General features: G+C 59.8%; 12 protein-coding genes and 1 tRNA gene. 4 read left to right on the forward strand and 9 right to left on the reverse strand.

Annotated features, from left to right (window positions below):
• Nucleotides 1–176 precede the first annotated feature (176 nt).
• From ACERY3_RS12945 to ACERY3_RS12970, 6 genes are all read right to left on the reverse strand, one after another.
• A tRNA-Asn gene (locus ACERY3_RS12945) sits at nucleotides 177–252 on the reverse strand.
• A gap of 164 nt (nucleotides 253–416) precedes the next feature.
• Nucleotides 417–2,606, reverse strand: coding sequence for a TonB-dependent siderophore receptor (locus tag ACERY3_RS12950; protein WP_045142987.1), 2,190 nt, complete (start codon nucleotides 2,604–2,606; stop codon nucleotides 417–419).
• Between the two features lie 26 nt (nucleotides 2,607–2,632).
• The gene (locus ACERY3_RS12955; protein WP_069303042.1) at nucleotides 2,633–3,958 is read right to left on the reverse strand and encodes a lysine N(6)-hydroxylase/L-ornithine N(5)-oxygenase family protein; all 1,326 of its coding nucleotides are present in this window, start codon (nucleotides 3,956–3,958) and stop codon (nucleotides 2,633–2,635) included.
• On the reverse strand, nucleotides 3,955–5,685 hold the full coding sequence (gene iucC, locus ACERY3_RS12960; RefSeq protein WP_373225818.1) for an aerobactin synthase IucC: 1,731 nt from the start codon (nucleotides 5,683–5,685) through the stop codon (nucleotides 3,955–3,957). The genes ACERY3_RS12955 and iucC overlap by 4 nt, the downstream gene beginning before the upstream one ends.
• Nucleotides 5,682–6,629, reverse strand: a complete 948-nt coding sequence (locus ACERY3_RS12965) for a GNAT family N-acetyltransferase (RefSeq protein ID WP_373225819.1) — start codon at nucleotides 6,627–6,629, stop codon at nucleotides 5,682–5,684. Before ACERY3_RS12965 ends, iucC begins: the two co-directional genes overlap by 4 nt.
• The gene (locus ACERY3_RS12970) at nucleotides 6,629–8,371 is read right to left on the reverse strand and encodes an IucA/IucC family siderophore biosynthesis protein (protein WP_373225820.1); all 1,743 of its coding nucleotides are present in this window, start codon (nucleotides 8,369–8,371) and stop codon (nucleotides 6,629–6,631) included. The genes ACERY3_RS12965 and ACERY3_RS12970 overlap by 1 nt, the downstream gene beginning before the upstream one ends.
• A 138-nt stretch (nucleotides 8,372–8,509) precedes the next feature.
• Here ACERY3_RS12970 and ACERY3_RS12975 point away from each other — a divergent pair, with 138 nt between their 5' ends.
• Nucleotides 8,510–9,721 (forward strand): MFS transporter, encoded by a 1,212-nt coding sequence (locus ACERY3_RS12975; RefSeq protein ID WP_373225821.1) that lies wholly within the window; start codon nucleotides 8,510–8,512, stop codon nucleotides 9,719–9,721.
• On the opposite strand, the gene mtfA is transcribed toward ACERY3_RS12975, so the two are convergent.
• Entirely contained in the window at nucleotides 9,718–10,515 is a 798-nt protein-coding gene (gene mtfA, locus ACERY3_RS12980) for a DgsA anti-repressor MtfA (protein ID WP_033145920.1), read from the reverse strand. The genes ACERY3_RS12975 and mtfA overlap by 4 nt on opposite strands.
• Nucleotides 10,516–10,730: 215 nt before the next feature.
• Between mtfA and ACERY3_RS12985 the strand changes: the two genes are divergently transcribed.
• The 3 genes from ACERY3_RS12985 (at nucleotide 10,731) to ACERY3_RS12995 (ending at nucleotide 13,395) form a co-directional block, all read left to right on the forward strand.
• A complete protein-coding gene (locus ACERY3_RS12985; RefSeq protein WP_071891562.1) occupies nucleotides 10,731–10,877 on the forward strand; it encodes a DUF2256 domain-containing protein in 147 nt (48 codons plus the stop codon).
• On the forward strand, nucleotides 10,874–12,403 hold the full coding sequence (locus ACERY3_RS12990) for a cryptochrome/photolyase family protein (RefSeq protein ID WP_373225822.1): 1,530 nt from the start codon (nucleotides 10,874–10,876) through the stop codon (nucleotides 12,401–12,403). Before ACERY3_RS12985 ends, ACERY3_RS12990 begins: the two co-directional genes overlap by 4 nt.
• 92 nt (nucleotides 12,404–12,495) lie before the next feature.
• Nucleotides 12,496–13,395, forward strand: a complete 900-nt coding sequence (locus tag ACERY3_RS12995; protein WP_023312331.1) for a LysR family transcriptional regulator — start codon at nucleotides 12,496–12,498, stop codon at nucleotides 13,393–13,395.
• Here ACERY3_RS12995 and ACERY3_RS13000 read toward each other — a convergent pair.
• Both ACERY3_RS13000 and ACERY3_RS13005 read right to left on the reverse strand, forming a co-directional pair.
• The gene (locus tag ACERY3_RS13000; RefSeq protein ID WP_373225823.1) at nucleotides 13,370–14,158 is read right to left on the reverse strand and encodes a substrate-binding domain-containing protein; all 789 of its coding nucleotides are present in this window, start codon (nucleotides 14,156–14,158) and stop codon (nucleotides 13,370–13,372) included. The genes ACERY3_RS12995 and ACERY3_RS13000 overlap by 26 nt on opposite strands.
• Nucleotides 14,155–15,468, reverse strand: coding sequence for an MFS transporter (locus ACERY3_RS13005; protein WP_029741700.1), 1,314 nt, complete (start codon nucleotides 15,466–15,468; stop codon nucleotides 14,155–14,157). Before ACERY3_RS13005 ends, ACERY3_RS13000 begins: the two co-directional genes overlap by 4 nt.
• Between the last annotated feature and the right edge of the window lie 119 nt (nucleotides 15,469–15,587).

Here is a 15,587-nt window from a genome sequence, read left to right on the forward strand (position 1 = left end):
GGCATCCCCCGTTTGTTGGTAAAAACGCAATCGAACTACCATTACCAACTTTTTTACCAGCAAATGGGTATGGCTTCGAGTGGTTTTTAGTGAACGAGGGTGAACGTGAAAGAAGGGATAACCAACTGATAAAAATGCAGAAAGCAGACGTCAGTGAACGTCTGCTTTTCTTAAATTGGCTCCTCTGACTGGACTCGAACCAGTGACATACGGATTAACAGTCCGCCGTTCTACCGACTGAACTACAGAGGAATCGTGTGAACGAGGCGCATAGTAGCGACCTCAGTACGCCTTGTCAAAGGGTGAAAACGCACTTTTCATTTGTTTGCCGACAATTTCAGCAAATCGCTGATTTTATAGCAAATTCGCGTTGAAATTACACAGCAAAATGCGCCGCCCGCAGGCGGCGCGCAGGATCAGAACAGTACGGAGTAGTTCAGACCAAACGTACGTCCGCGGCCTTTATAGGTATACAGCCCCGGTGCTCCGTAGGTTGGGCTATACAGCCCCGGTGCGCGCTGGCCCCAGGCGGTGGTGTAGTCTTTGTCCAGCAGGTTTTCCACGCTGAAGCTGACCTTACCCACCGGCAGGGCGTAGCTGCCCAGGAAGTCGACCGTGTTATAGCCATCGATCTTCTTGCCGTCGGAGTCTGACACGTCAAAGGTCTGCGTGCTCTGCACGCGCAGGGTCCAGTCGCCCGGCGCCCAGTTGACCCATGCGCTGGCTTTCGACGGGCTGGCGCTGTCAACCGTCAGCTTCTCCCATTTGCCGTTTTCGCGCGTTTCAGACTTGATGGCGTTAAAGTTCGCACCGGTGCTCCAGTCGCTGTCGGTGAAGAAATAGTCCACCTGACCTTCCACCCCGTAGATACGACGCTTATCGTCTTCCAGGTTGATGGTCATATCCGTCTTGTTAATGGTGATGGTTTTATCCGAGAGCGAGTAATACGCCGCGACCTGCGTGCGCAGGTTATCGCCGGTGTAACGCCAGCCCAGCTCATAAGCGTTGACCTTGATACCGTCCAGCGTCGAGTCGTTCACGTTGACGCTGTTCAGCAGGCGATAGTGACCGTTGCTGAGCTGATAGGTGCCGGAGCCGTAGTACTTCGCCAGGTCCGGAATTTCGAAGCCCTGGGAGAAGTTAAACCACAGCTGCTGCTGTTCGGTCAGGCGACCGAGGATCCCGGCGTTAAACAGGAAGTTGTTGTAATCGGTTTTTCCGCCCGGCACCGCGTCGGCGGAGGTGGCTTTCCCGGTGGCGATGGCCTGCTGCTGGGTATAACCGACAAAGTCGTCCACCTTGTTTTCGGTGTACTGATAGCGCACGCCGCCGCTCAGGGTGATGGCGTCAATGTCGTAGCTGGCCTGCAGGAACGGGGCGAGGTTGGTGATGCTGTAGCCCGGGTAACGGCCCACGTTGTAGGCGTTATCCAGCTCCATGCCGCCGCTCGCCGCGGCCTTGCTCAGGTTGAAGAACTGCTGGTTGGCATCGAAGGTTTCGTGGTCGGCATCCACACCCCAGGTCAGCGTCAAATCGTCCACCGGCTTGCTGTTCAGCGTCAGCTTGCCGCCGTAAAAATCGGTTTTCTGCTGGGACGCGCCGATGCTGCTCACCACGCCTTTGGTCAGGGTCGGGAACGGATAATAGGTCAGGCTCTCGTCGCGATAGTAAATCTGCGCGACCAGATCCTGGCCCCAGAAATCGGTATTGGAGTACTGCAGGTTAATCAGATGGCGCTCGGTGCCCGGTACGCGGTCAGAATCGAGATTATCTTTGTTGTACGCGGTCGCATCGCCCGTTACCGCCGAGAAGTTCTTCCCGAGATACAGGCCATGCTTGCCGTCGGACTCGCTCTTGTAGTACTGGGTCGTCAGCTGCAGCTGCTGGCGATCGTCAATGTTGATGGTGCCTGTGCCCATCACATCAATACGGTCGGAATACTGGAGGCCGGTCTGGGTGTTATCGATAATCACCTCGTTGCCTTTGCCGTCATACCAGCCGCCGTAGCGCTGATACGACACCGACAGACGACCGGAGGCATTGTCGTTGCCGCCGCTTACGGCTGCCGACACGTTCTCATCGCGATCGTTGTGGCTGTTAAACCCGCTCTTTGCCCCGGTCTGGAACTCAACTTCGGTATCCGGCTGGCCCTTTTTGGTGACGATGTTCACCAGGCCGCCGGTGCTGCCGCCACCGTAGAGCGAGGTGGCGCCGGAGATCACTTCGATACGGTCAATGTTGAACGGATCGATAGAGTCCAGCTGGCGGCTGTCGCTGCGGGACGAGTTCAGGCGAACGCCGTCCACCATCACCATCATGGAGCGGCCGCGCAGGTTCATGCCGTAGTTGGTACGGCCCTGGCTGCTGACGTCCATGCCCGGGATCAGCTGCGCCAGCACTTCTTTAATCTCTTTCCCGCCCTGAACCTGCTGCTCAATTTCAGCCCGTTCAATGACCCAGGTGGTCTGCGCCATCTCCGCCACGCTGCGGTGCGCGCGGCTGGCGGAGACCACGATATTTTCTTCCTTTTGTTCTTCCGCCCACGCAGAGGTAGAAAGCATTGCAAGCAAGCAAGGATTTAAAACCCAAAGATGAGAACGTTTCATTGTTATGTTGATCCTGATTGTGTGTGTCAGTACTCGGTTGTTTTTGCTAACGATTTAAAAACCGGGCTGTTCTCCGGGCTGGTGGTGCTGCGCCAGTGGATAACGCCGGGTGTGGTAGCCAGCTCAAACGGCTCGTCGGCGTGCGCGCGATTAAGAATTCGCGCCGCGCGCCAGGCCATCAGGCTGAGCTGGGGTTCGGCAATGCCGAGACGGTGCATCCCGGCATTCACGGCGAACAGGCGGTTGCTCTGCGGGCCGTCCCATTCGAGGGTGAAATCGTTGTTAATGCAGAAGGCTTCGTCCGTATCCAGATGCAGGCGGTGAGACAGCGGCGCGAGGAATGCGGGTTGCACGGCGCGGTAGCCGGTGGCGAAAATCACCACGTCGCTCTCCAGCTGCTCGCGGCCGCCGTCGAGGTGATGCTGAATGCTCAGGCGATGGCCATTTTCCTGGCGCGTCAGGGACGTCACCGAGCGGGACGGCAGGAGATGCGCCCAGGGTTTTTCACGCAGCACTTCGAAGCGGTGGTACATGGCGCGGTAAATCGCCAGCAGGGACTCGGTGGTGATCCCGTCGGACGTCATCTTCTGCTCGTGCAGCATCTGCCGACGGGCCTCTTCACCCAGCGTGGAGAAGCTGTCCACGTACTCCGGCGTGAAATACTCGTTGGCAAAGGCGGCTTCATCCAGCGCATTATAGTTATTGCGGCGCGATACCCAGTTCAGGCTCAGCGGCTGGCCCCATTCGCCGCGGAAGATATTCAAAAACAGGTCGGCGCCGCTCTGGCCGCCGCCGACGACGGTGACGCGCTTGCCCGCGAGATCCGGCGTGCGCAGCATCATCTCGCTGGCGTGGAAGCAGGTATCGTCCTGCGCGGTGACGCAGTCAGGCAGGTTGATCTGCTTGCCAATCCCCACGCAGACGTGGCGCGCCAGGAAACGGTCGCGCTGGGTCACCACCTCAAACAGGCCGCTTTTCTCATCAAAGCTCACCTGCTGTACCTGCTGGCTGAAGGCGAGGTTGGTAAGGTTTTCCGCCGCCCAGCACAGGTAGTCCGCAAACTCTTCGCGGGAGACGGTGCGCTGCTCGGTGGTCAGGAAGCGGTAGAACTTTTTGCGCTGCACCAGGTAGTTCAGGAAGCTGTGGCGGTTGGTCGGCTCCACGGCGCTGACCAGGTCCTTCAGGAAGCTGGTCTGCATGTGGCAGTCCGGCACCATCATCCCCGGGTGCCAGGAGAAGTGCGGTTTACGCTCAAGGAACAGCGAGCTAAAGCCGTCCAGGCCTTCGGCCAGAGCGGCGATGCTGAGGTTAAACGGGCCAATACCAATGCCGATGAAATCATAGGTTTTCATTGCGCTGACTCCCGGGAGGCGAGAAAAAGAGGGTTATCAAGGTCGGTGACGTAGTTCGGCAGCATGCGGCTGCCGCCGTCGTGTTCGGAGAAGGTCAGTTTGACCGGGTTGAGGATCACACGAATAATCTGCGGCTTGAAGAGATCGAATTTGGCGAAGCGCTCTGCCAGATCCGGGTGCGCCGCCATATAACCCCGTAATACCCCGGCCAGAATCTGGTAGAAGCGCGTTTCGCTCACGCCGCTTTGCAGCGTGAGGCGCGAGATAAAGCGCAGCACCGTCACAAAGTTACCGGTTTGCAGGTCGTGAATAATGTAATCCGCGCTCAGGCGCGCCGTGACGGCCTTCACCTGCTCCGGCAGGCTCTGGGCCTGCGGGAAATCCTCATCCACCAGGCGCATATCGCCCTGGAAATCTTTCAGCAGGATGCGCTGCGGGACGTAATCCTTCATCACCAGCGTCACGTTCTGGCCGTGGGCGATCAGCGCCACGCCGTAGCGGCAGAGCAGGTGATAGAACGGGATCACCGTTGCCTCAAACAGCTTTTCAAGCCACGCGTCGGCGCTTAGCCCCGAGTGTTTAATCCACGCGTCGATCAGCGGGCGCCCGGCATTGTCGGTTTCCATCAGCGCCGCCATCAGCACCGCCTGTTCACCGTCTTCTACATAGCAGGACGGATTCTCGCGCCAGATCACCCCCAGCATCTCCTGATAGCGGTAGGGCGCTTTCGGCAATGCGGCATAGCCCGGATGCGACAGATAACCGGCGGCGGGTTCGCCAAGCACCTGCGCACCGGAGCGGGCAAGCGTAGCGTCGGTAGCGAACTGCTGCTGCAGCCAGCGCGAAGCCAGCGGCCCGGCGGCAATGTATTTGCCCGGGATGCCGCGATAGCAGGAGGTGTTGTAGATGGTCAGCGGAAGCTTGATGTCATACGGCGCGCGACGGCTGGCGTTAGTGAGCGTGCGCAGGGACTGCTGCGCCAGATACTCGTCGCCAAATTCGCCCAGCTCAACCATCTCACCGCGCGCCAGCTGCGCCAGGAAATGAATGGCGATCTTCTGCTGCCACTGCCACGGGTGCAGCGGCACCGGCAGCCAGCCGTCGTTGAGACCCAGCGCGTGCCAGCGGGCGTCAAAGCGAGCGCGCTCGGCGCTGGCCAGCAGGGCGCTGATATCGCAATCGGCGTCGCTGCTCCAGACCAGATGCTCCCGCTGAACGGCGACCCAGTGCAGGCGAAAACGTCCGCGATACTCAGGCGCGTACTGACGCAGCGCGTCCAGGCCCCAGCCGCGGCGACCTTTGTTGAAAATAAACTTCGGGTGACCGCTCATCAGACACTGTAATTCGTCCGGGTCGAGGTGGATCAGCGCGTCCGCGTCCAGCGCTTCACGCGCCTGCAGCAGCTGCATGTCGCCGCGCAGCGTGGCGTAGAGATCTTCCATATGCTCTGCCGTTTGCGCGTCGCTCATCTCCAGCACTTTCGCCAGCTGCAGCAGCGCGCGTTCCGCTTCCACGGCATCGCCGCTGGCGACGATCAGGCTGTCCGGGTCGATATGCAGCCAGCCCCAGATCCCGCGCGTGGCGCGAAACTGCCAGGACTCGTTGCCCATGGCGATGCGCCAGCCGTTCGACGAAACCGGCTCAGCGCGCAGGGTGCGTTCGTACTCCAGCTCGGCGAGGATCTTCGCCACCATCTCGCGGTTCACTTTCTGCCAGAGCGCGTTCACAGTTCCACCTCGCTGAAGAAGCGGTGGCGCTGGCTCATGATGAGGCGCGAGCGCTTGTGCGGGAAGTCGAACTCTTTCACCGTCTCGAAACCGGCGGAGGCCAGATGGCGGAACAGGCGCTGGTTGTCGAAGCGCGGCTCGGCGACAATTCGCGCGGTGCGCGGTTCATCGAGATACAGATAGTGGCTCAGGCCGCGCAGCCAGCTGCGGATGTACTGCGCGCCGCGCCAGTTCTCTTCGCCCACCAGCATGTGCAGCCCGCGGTCAAACGACTGCCAGCGGTAGTGGCGGCCAATGCGGTCTTCTGGCGCCCAGTAGAGCTCAAAATAGCCGAACGGCTGGTCATCGAAGCAGCCGATAACCGGGTAGCAGTAGGTCGAGTCAAGCTGACGGCGCAGGTAGTTTTCCTGCTCGGCCTGCGGGCCAGCCATCTCCCAGAAGGCGTTCACGCGCGGGTTGTTCATCCAGCGCGTAAAGCGCTCGCCGTCCAGCGCCACGTCGACCACGCGGAAGCTGAGGGTGCGCTTAATTTGCGGATCGTAACGACGGTACACTTCGCCCTGCGGGCGGTGAGGACGCAGCGGGAAGTACAGCTGACGGCTCTCATCAAACTGCATACCGCCGCTGGCCTGCGGCCGTTCGCCTTTCAGCCACAGCGGCAGCTGCCAGAAGGTTTCGCGTGCCAGATAGTCCCCGTGGGCCAGGCTAAACAGCGCCTGCGCCTGGGGGGCATCCTGCCAGGCTGCCCAGGGCAGGGTAATGCCGGTCAGCGCGGGCGCGGCAACAAACAGCTGATCGAGTGCTTCGACCAGCCAGCCGTCCGGGATCCCATTCAGACGCTCGAGCACCGCGCTGCCGTCGAGACCCAACGTCAGCGGCAGCGCGCGATCCGTTGCGGTGCAGCGAAAGCCGTAGCCGGAATGGACGATATTCGCGATTGCCATTACGCCTTCTCCTTGTAAAACGGGTTGCTAAAGTCGAAATAGATCACCGCCGGATCGACGATGGTGTTTTCATTGCGATCGTGCAGGTAGCAGAAGAAGTTGCCTTTGCAGTTCCAGGTCGGGCTGTCGAGCACGTAGTCGAGGCAGCGGGTCTGCTTCGCCGTGCGGCGCAGTTCGGCCAGCGCGTCGCGCACGCGGGACATCAGGCTCTCCTCACTGTCGAAACCGGCGGCGGCGAGGGCGGCGGTGACGGCAAGGGTAGAGTTCAGCAGCAGGTAATAAGGGAAGTAGCGCAGCAGCTGGCTCTCACCGAAGCGGTTTTCCACCTCGGTTTCGCCCGCTGAATTCAGCCACGCGTCGGCCCCTTCGGTCCACGCGCTGCCCTGGCAGTCGCGGTAAATCAGCCCGACGGGGAAATCCTGCTGCATCTCAACGAGGATATTTTGCTGGTGCGCCAGCAGGACCAGACCGTAGTCCGCCTCGGCGCTGAACAGCGGGAGCAACACGCGGTCGCAATAGGCGTCCAGCCAGCAGCGGGCGGCCTGGGCGAGGGGTAAATCCAGACGCTGGCTCAGACGGCGCACCGCGGAGGCCAGCAGGCTGTCGCCGCCGTCCGGCGCGGCCTGGGTCAGGCTCACCAGCACGTTGGTCTGGGTGTCTGGCGTATCGAACAGCAGATTGACGCGCAGGGCCATCAGGCTCTCTTCCTGAATAACGCCGCTTTCGTCACGCAGCCCCGCCCAGCCGTCTTCCTGCATCACGCGCATGGTCGGGTAGCGGGCCTGTAATTCTTGCCAGCGTTCCGTTTTCGCCAGGCGCGCCAGGCGCATTCCGCGCTTAACTTCTTTGACCGACAGCGTGCGCACGGAGTTGGTCAGGCGCACGCTGAGGGAGAACTTAATCATGTCGCTGTTGGTTTCGCTGTACAGCGAGCGGGAGGAGCTGGTGGGCAGCCACTGCGCGCCCGCTTCACCCAGGTCCTGCAATGCACCGTTTTCCGCCAGACGCTGGCACCAGTCCTGCTCCAGCAGATAGTCGGCCTGCCACGGATGCATCGGCAGCAGCCAGCGGGTGTCGGTGAAGTGGCCGAGCAGCTCAGGCGCGCTCTGGGCCGCGAAGCGCAGCAGACGCTCACGCAGGGAGACGTTCAGGCTGTCGCCGGCAACGAGCGCGCTCTCAACGGCAAACCAGCGCAGCGGGAAGCGGGAGGCGAAATCAGGAAGATAGCGACGCGCCTCTGTTTCGCTGAACGGCTCGTGCGACTTCGGCGCAGGGTGAAACGCGTGGCCGACCAGCAGCGCCTGTTCCGCGTCGGCAAACGTCAGCGGCTTATCGCGCAGGGTTGCCCAGCCGTGGCGCAGATCGATTGCCTGCCAGGTGTGCGCATGGCTTTCGAGAACGCGCTGCTTAAAACGCGCCAGCGTATCGGCATCCAGCGAGCCTTTAACTGATGGTTTTTCAAGAATTAAATCAACCAGCTGATTAAATGTGACGGCGTCACCGTCATCACTGTTGCTCTGAAGAAGCGTTGCCGGGAAACGATACTGATGATGCTGGGTGGAAGAGAAATAGCGTACCGGAACCCGAAGAGCCTGGGTTTGGGACAGCGGGATGTGAATGTTCGGTAACGCATCCGCAGCGGTAGCGGGGAGATAGCGCCAGTCCTTCGTTTCACGCAACAGGGCGTTTAAAAAACACTGGGCTGCAACGTCTGTACCGGCAGAGCGGGGCAGAGCACGCATAGATGTACCTCATTCCATGATTGATAATAATTCTCGTTATGATATTCATTCTGTTTACAGTCGCAACCATTTTTGCAATATTTGTTTTCATAAACTTCATGATTTCCACACATTTATTGACACTATGTTCACATTCTCATGCGCGCTGACTCAGAAACATTGACCGAAAAGGTCACCTCAAAAGCCAACTGGCCCCTGGCGTTATGTGCGGGTTTATTAGGTATCGGGCAAAACGGCCTGCTGGTGATGCTCCCGCAGCTGGTAACCCTGACCGGGCTGTCGCTCTCGGTCTGGGCCGGTCTGCTGATGTTCGGATCCATGCTCTTTTTACCGGCCTCGCCCTGGTGGGGACGCCAGAGCGAGCGGCGGGGATGTAAGGCCGTGATGGTGGCCTCGCTGAGCGGCTATCTGGCCAGTTTCGCCGTCATGGCGCTGGTGGTCTGGGCGATGGCGGCCGGAAGGCTGGATACCGTCTGGGGACTGGCGGGACTGATTCTTTCACGTCTGCTTTACGGACTAACGGTCTCGGGGCTGGTGCCTGCGGCCCAGACGTGGGCTATTCAGCGTGCGGGGCTGGAGAAAAGAATGGCGGCGCTGGCGACGATAAGCTCCGGCCTCAGCTGCGGACGTTTGCTCGGCCCGCCGCTGGCGGCGCTGATGCTCAGCGTCAGCCCGGTCGCGCCGCTCTGGCTGATGGCGATCGCGCCGTTAATCGCGCTGATGCTGGTGCTTCGCGAAGCCGCAGACCCGCCGCTGCCGCCGGTGGCGCACCAGGCGACCCGCCTGCAGGCCTCCATGCTGCCGTTCCTGCTCCTGGCGCTGCTGCTGGCGGCGCTGGTCAGCCTGATGCAGCTTGGCCTGTCACCGCATCTTAGCCCCCTGCTGGAGGGCAACGCCCGGGAGATCAGCCATCATGTTGCGCTTCTGCTGAGCCTGGCCGCGCTGGCCACGCTCGCGGCGCAGTTTCTGGTGGTCCGCCCGCAGCATTTCACCCCGGTGACCTTGCTCTGCATCGCGGCGGTGTTAATGGTTGCAGGGCTTGGGCTGATGACCGTCGCCGGTTTAACGCTGTTCTACGTGGGGATTGTTATCACTTCACTCGGGGCGGCGATGGCCACGCCGGGCTACCAGCTTCTGCTGAACGACAGGCTGACCACCGGGAAAGGCGCGGGCGTCATCGCCACCAGCCACACGTTAGGCTACGGCGTCAGCGCGCTGCTGGTGCCTGTAGTGACGCGCTTTTACGGCGAGCAGTCTTTGACGGTGGCCGCATGGGGAATGGCAGTGCTGTTTTTAGCGTTGAGCATAGGGGTACGGTCAACCGAGCGGACCCCTTCCGAAAAGCCTTAATGGATCTGGCGGGAGGAATGGCCGCCAGACTCCTCATTTTGCCGCAGACGCTGGAGCGGATCCTGCTGATAAAACTGGCAGAAACGCTGCCACAGCGCCGGGAAGCGGGGCGCGAAGAGCTCGGGCGCGCTGAAGAAATACTCCGAGAGCACCGCAAAGCACTCGGCCGGGTCGGTTGCCGCATAGGCGTCAATGCTGGCCGCGCTTTCGCCCACCAGGTCTATTTCATCCTGAATGTTATCCATCGCCGCGTGCAGATCGTGCTCCCAGCCCGCCACTTCGCGAAGCGGGATCAGCGGAACTCCGCTGGCGCGATCGCCGTTGCGGGTATCGAGCTTATGCGCCACTTCATGGATAACCAGATTAAAACCGGACGCATCGAACGAGTCCTGAATGTCGAGCCAGTTGAGGATAATCGGCCCCTGCTGCCAGCTTTGTCCGGACTGCACCACGCGCTGGTTGTGCACCAGCCCAATGTCATCTTCCCACTCGTCATCGACGATAAAGGGGGCCGGATAGATCAGCACTTCGTGGAAACCGTCCAGCCACTCGATACCCAATTCCAGCACCGGCAGACAGAAAAGCAGGGCGATGCGCGCGTTTTTCAGGGGATCGAGTTCGAAACCCTGCAGTGGAACCAGGCGTTTTTGCTGTAAAAAACGATCCGCCAGCTGAACCAGTTTCGCTTGTTCATCCGGCTTAAGATTAGCCAGAACAGGGATCGTCAGCGCGTCATCCCATGGCAGCGCCATATCCCGGCCAGCTTCATTCGTTTTCCAGGGCCACTTTATCATCGCTTTGCTCGCAAACTCGTCACTTGAACAAAAATGGGAAAGTCAGGTTTGGTTAAGATGCCAGAAAATCGCTCACTGCGACAATTCCAGCCTGAATAAACTATCATTCGTACGTAGCGGTGGGTAGCGGTTTACGGGCATCACCTTCATTTTGTGAAGTCTGTCGTAGCCTGAATCCACAGGTTCAGTGAAGAAATCAGTACGGTATTGAAAAGATGAGCGATTTCAAAGGTAACAAGCAGGACCTGCCCAGCCGTGCGTGCGCGCACTGCCAGCGGCCCATGACGTGGCGCAAGAAATGGGCGAAATGCTGGGATGAGGTCAAATACTGTTCCGAGCGCTGTCGCAGGAGCCACCGTTGACCGAACTGCGCCTGATCCTCGGCGATCAGCTTAATCCGCACCACAGCTGGTTTGATGCCTGTAATCCAAATGTCATTTACGTGATGATGGAGCTGCGGGCAGAAACCGCGTACGTGCTTCACCACGCTCAGAAAGTGATCGCCATTTTTGCGGCCATGCGCGCGTTTGCCTCTGCGTTAAAGGAGAAGGGGCATCGGGTGAGGTATGTCCGGCTATCTGACGACTCAAACCGCGGCGCGCTGGAAGACAATCTTAACGCGCTTGTCGCGCATTACGGCGCCGACAGGGTGATATGGCAGGAGCCCGACGAATGGCGCCTGGACACGCAGCTGCAGGCGTGGGCGAAAGCGGCGTCCGTCGAAACGACCTGCGTCAGCAGCGAGCATTTCTTCACCACCCGTGAACAGGTGAGCGCGTTCTTTGCGCCACGCAAAAGCTGGCGAATGGAGTACTTTTACCGGGAAATGCGTCGTCAGCACGGCATACTGTTAACCTCAGAAGGCGAGCCGGAAGGGGGAAAATGGAATTTTGATGCTGAAAACCGCAAACGCTGGTCCGGCGAGCCGCCCGCGCCGGAGGATTCGCGTCCGCGCCACGATTATTCAGCCTTATGGGCGGAGATCCAGCGCTGCGGCGTAAACACCTTCGGCGAACCTCAGGCCGGGAATTTTCGCTGGCCGCTCAACCGTTCGGAAGCTAAAGCCAGGCTGGATGAATTTATCGCTCACGTGCTCCCGCAGTTCGGCGCCTGGCAGGACGCGATGCACGCGGAGGAGCCTTTTCTTTTCCACTCGTTAATTTCATTCGCGCTGAACACCAAAATGCTTAATCCGCGGGAAGTAGTGGCTGCCGCCCAGCAGGCATGGCGTTCGGGCCATGCGCCGCTGCCTGCCGTTGAAGGGTTTATCCGACAAATTCTCGGCTGGCGGGAGTACGTGCGTGGGATCTACTGGTCGCAGATGCCGGGCTATCGGGAGCTGAATGCCTTAGACCAGCACGCCCCGCTGCCGGACTGGTTCTGGACCGGCAGGACGCAGATGCGCTGCCTGGCGCATGCCGTTGGACAGTCGCTCACCGAGGCTTACGCCCACCATATCCAGCGCCTGATGGTCATCGGGAACTTTAGCTTGCTCAGCGGCCTGTCGCCGCAGGCGGTTCATGAATGGTATCTGGGGGTCTATATTGATGCCTTTGAATGGGTAGAGCTGCCCAATACCCTCGGCATGAGCCAGTTTGGCGATGGCGGATTGCTGGCCAGTAAGCCCTACGTCTCGAGCGCGTCGTACATTCACAAGATGAGTAATTACTGTCAGGGGTGCCGGTATCAGCACACCCAGCGTACCGGAGAGCTGGCGTGCCCCTTCAATGCCCTTTACTGGGATTTCTTTGCGCGCAACCAGGCGCGTCTGGGTAACAATCCCCGCCTGGGCATCGTCTTTAAACAGCTTGCAGACATGAAGGAAGAGGAGCGGCAGGCCATTGCCGATCGCGCCGGGTATATTCGCCTGCATCTCAACGAGCTCTGACGTATTTCACCACCGCGCCGGTTGCGGCGGGTTAATAAGACGCTATTATTTTTGACTTTGTTGCGTATTCCCTGACAGGACATCCAGACGCCATGCCCGTGAATTTTGACCTTAACGATCTTTATGCTTTCAGAGCGTTAGTGGAATACGGTAACTTCCGTGTCGCTGCTGAATCTATCTGCTTATCCCAGTCGGCGCTGAGCCGCAGGATTGAAAAGCTGGAAGCCGCGCTGGGAAACCGGCTGTTTGACCGTACCACCCGCCGCGTGGCCTTAACGTTATACGGGCAAAACTTTGCTGAACGCTCCGCGCAGCTGCTCGACAACGTTGAGTCAATGCTGGCGGATGTCGATAAGGTCAGCGAAGAGCGGACGGGGCTGATCACGGTTGCCACGGTCCCTTCCGCGGCCTGTTACTTTATGCCTGATGTGATTCGTCGTTTTCAGTCTCGCTATCCGCGCGTTCGCATTAAGCTCATCGACAGCAGCGCGGGGAATGTGATTGACGCCGTGGCCCGAAGCCAGGCGGATTTTGGTATCAGCTTCGCAGGAAACCTGCCGTCTGACATCGAATTTTTCCCGCTGGTGGAGGATGTCTATGTTGCGGCGTGCCGAAAGGATCACCCCCTGGCGCAGAAGAGTCACCTGACGTGGCAGGCCTTTTACCAGCAGGATTATATCTCCCTCGATAAAACGTCAGGTAACCGTAACCTGCTCGATCGGATGCTGGGGGATATCGTTCCCGAACGCCCCAGCGTCTGCGAAACGCGCCACGTTACCACGATGCTCGGTATGGTAGAGGCGGGGATCGGCATTGCTGCCGTTCCCGCCATGTCGATGCCGACGTCAGAGCACACGCTGCTGACGCATCTGCCGCTGGTGGCGCCGGAAGTGAAACGCACCGTGGGGCTTATCCGGCGCCGGGGGCGCATCCAGTCCTACATTGCGGCTGAACTGGAAAAGCAGATCACCGAGCAGTATCGCCGGACGTAACGGGGATCATCCCCGTCTTCTGGATGACGGCCCTGGAGGGCGGTGAGGCGAGATAGGTCAGCAGCGCTTTCCCCTCCGCGGGATGTTCTGCGTGACGGGTGACCGCACCCGCGAAGCGCGTGATGTACTGCAGATTATCCGGGATTTTCCCGATAAAGGTGACGCCCTGAACCGGCAGCAGCTCGCTGACCTGCTGGAAACCGACGGCGTATTTTCCTTTCGCCACTTCTGAGGCGACCGGGATACGCTCGACCATTGTCGCTTTACCCGCCACTTCTTTTTCAATCCCCATTTTTTTGAACAACGTCTGGCTGACGTACCTGCCGCTGGCGCTGTCAGAGTAGGCGATGGAGCTGGCCTGCAGCAGCGTTTTACGCAAAGCCGACTCGCTGCTGATATCAGGGACATCCGCCCCTTTTTTCACCACCATGCCAACGGGGGAGTCCGCGAGTTCCGTTCGCGAACCCGCCTGGGTCTGACCGGCTTTTTCAAGCTTCTCCAGCGCATCGCCCACCATAATCACCACGTCGGCTTTCTCGCCGCGCGCCAGTCGGTTTGGGATCGCCTGCGGCGTAGCGCCCATTGAGGGGCCGGGGATGATCACAATTTTATCCCCGGTCCGGCGTTCATAGTCCGGAGCCAGCTTTTCCAGGGCAGCCTTGAAGCCGCCTGAAATCATGACCTTTACGTCCTGGGCACAGGCATTAACGCTCAGGAGCGTCAGCGCCAGCGCGCTGGCGGTAAAGCGATAGGTGCGTTTCATACTGCCCCCTGTGACTTGACGGTGTTTTGCAGCGATACCGCGCGGCGGCGGTAGAGGTAGAGCGTGGCCAGCAGGGCGCACACGGCAGCGAAACTCATCCAGTAGCCAGGCGAGGCTTTGTCACCGGTGTATTCAATCAGCGCGGTGGACATGACCGGGGTAAAGCCGCCAAAGACCGCTGTTGCCAGGCTGTAAGCCAGAGAGAACCCCGCCACGCGCACTTCAGCAGGCATAATCTCCGTCAGGGCCGGGATCATTGCGCCGTTGTACAGGCCGTAAAGGAAGGAGAGCCACAGCAGCACGCTCAGCATCATGGAGAAGCTGGGCGCGCTCGCCAGCAGCGTCAGGGCGGGATAGCTGGTCGCCAGCGCCAGCAGGGCCATGGCAATCAGCACCGGCTTGCGCCCGAAGCGATCCGACAGCGCGCCGCCCACCGGCAGCCAGATGAAGTTAGAAATCGCCACCAGCAGCGTGACCAGCAGGCTGTCCGAGGCACTGAGCATCAGCACCTTTTTGCCAAAGGTGGGGGCGTAGACGGTGATCAGGTAGAACGCGGTGGTGGTCATCGCCACCATCAGCATGCCTGCGACCACCACCTGCCAGTTGCCGAGCAGCGTTTTAAAGACCTGACGCATCTCCAGATGCTGGCGGCGCGCGCTGAACTCTTCCGTCTCCTCCAGCTTGCGGCGCAGGAAAAAGATAAACGGCACGATTAAGCAGCCGAACAGGAACGGGATGCGCCAGCCCCATTCGCGAATGGCGCTCTCCTCCATCAGGGCATTCAGGGCAAAGCCCATCGCCGCGGCGACCATAATGGCGACCTGCTGGCTGCCGGACTGCCAGCTGGTATAAAACCCTTTGCGGCCCGGCGTGGCGATTTCAGCCAGATAAACCGAGACGCCTCCAAGCTCCGCACCGGCGGAAAAGCCCTGCAGCAGACGGCCCGTCAGCACCAGCAGCGGCGCCCACAGACCGATGCTTTGATAAGAGGGGATAAGCACGATCAGGAACGTCCCCGCCGCCATGATGGAAAGCGTGACGATTAGCCCCTTTCTGCGACCTACCTTGTCGATATATGCGCCAAGCACAATGGCACCGATGGGGCGCATCAAAAAGCCCGCGCCGAAGACGGCGAAGGTCATCATCAGCGACGCAAATTCACTGCTCGCCGGGAAGAACGTGTGGGCGATGTAGGTGGCATAGAAGCCGAACAGAAAGAAATCGAACTGCTCAAGAAAGTTGCCGGACGTCACGCGGAGTATGGCGCCCGCTTTCGAGCGTACGGTTGCAGGTGAGGTTGAGGAAAACATGGTTATCTCCAGTTTATTGTTGACGTTTTACGCGTCTGTTTTTGAAAACTGGATCAGGATGAGGAAATAGATAAGCGCAAATGCCGCATCGGCTGATGCACGTTTTGCATGAATAGCCT

Origin of the sequence: Enterobacter cloacae complex sp. ESBL7, assembly GCF_041679625.1 — a bacterium.
GTDB lineage: Bacteria > Pseudomonadota > Gammaproteobacteria > Enterobacterales > Enterobacteriaceae > Enterobacter > Enterobacter asburiae_B.

Bases quoted from the DNA above. Each gene is read 5' to 3' on its own strand.
- ACERY3_RS12955 (WP_069303042.1), bottom strand. From the start codon at position 3,958: ATGAAAACCTATGATTTCATCGGCATTGGTATTGGCCCGTTTAACCTC.
- ACERY3_RS12965 (WP_373225819.1), bottom strand. From the start codon at position 6,629: ATGGCAATCGCGAATATCGTCCATTCCGGCTACGGCTTTCGCTGCACC.
- ACERY3_RS12950 (WP_045142987.1), bottom strand. From the start codon at position 2,606: ATGAAACGTTCTCATCTTTGGGTTTTAAATCCTTGCTTGCTTGCAATG.
- ACERY3_RS12970 (WP_373225820.1), bottom strand. From the start codon at position 8,371: ATGCGTGCTCTGCCCCGCTCTGCCGGTACAGACGTTGCAGCCCAGTGT.
- ACERY3_RS12995 (WP_023312331.1), top strand. From the start codon at position 12,496: ATGCCCGTGAATTTTGACCTTAACGATCTTTATGCTTTCAGAGCGTTA.
- ACERY3_RS12985 (WP_071891562.1), top strand. From the start codon at position 10,731: ATGAGCGATTTCAAAGGTAACAAGCAGGACCTGCCCAGCCGTGCGTGC.
- ACERY3_RS12975 (WP_373225821.1), top strand. From the start codon at position 8,510: ATGCGCGCTGACTCAGAAACATTGACCGAAAAGGTCACCTCAAAAGCC.
- ACERY3_RS13005 (WP_029741700.1), bottom strand. From the start codon at position 15,468: ATGTTTTCCTCAACCTCACCTGCAACCGTACGCTCGAAAGCGGGCGCC.
- mtfA (WP_033145920.1), bottom strand. From the start codon at position 10,515: ATGATAAAGTGGCCCTGGAAAACGAATGAAGCTGGCCGGGATATGGCG.
- ACERY3_RS13000 (WP_373225823.1), bottom strand. From the start codon at position 14,158: ATGAAACGCACCTATCGCTTTACCGCCAGCGCGCTGGCGCTGACGCTC.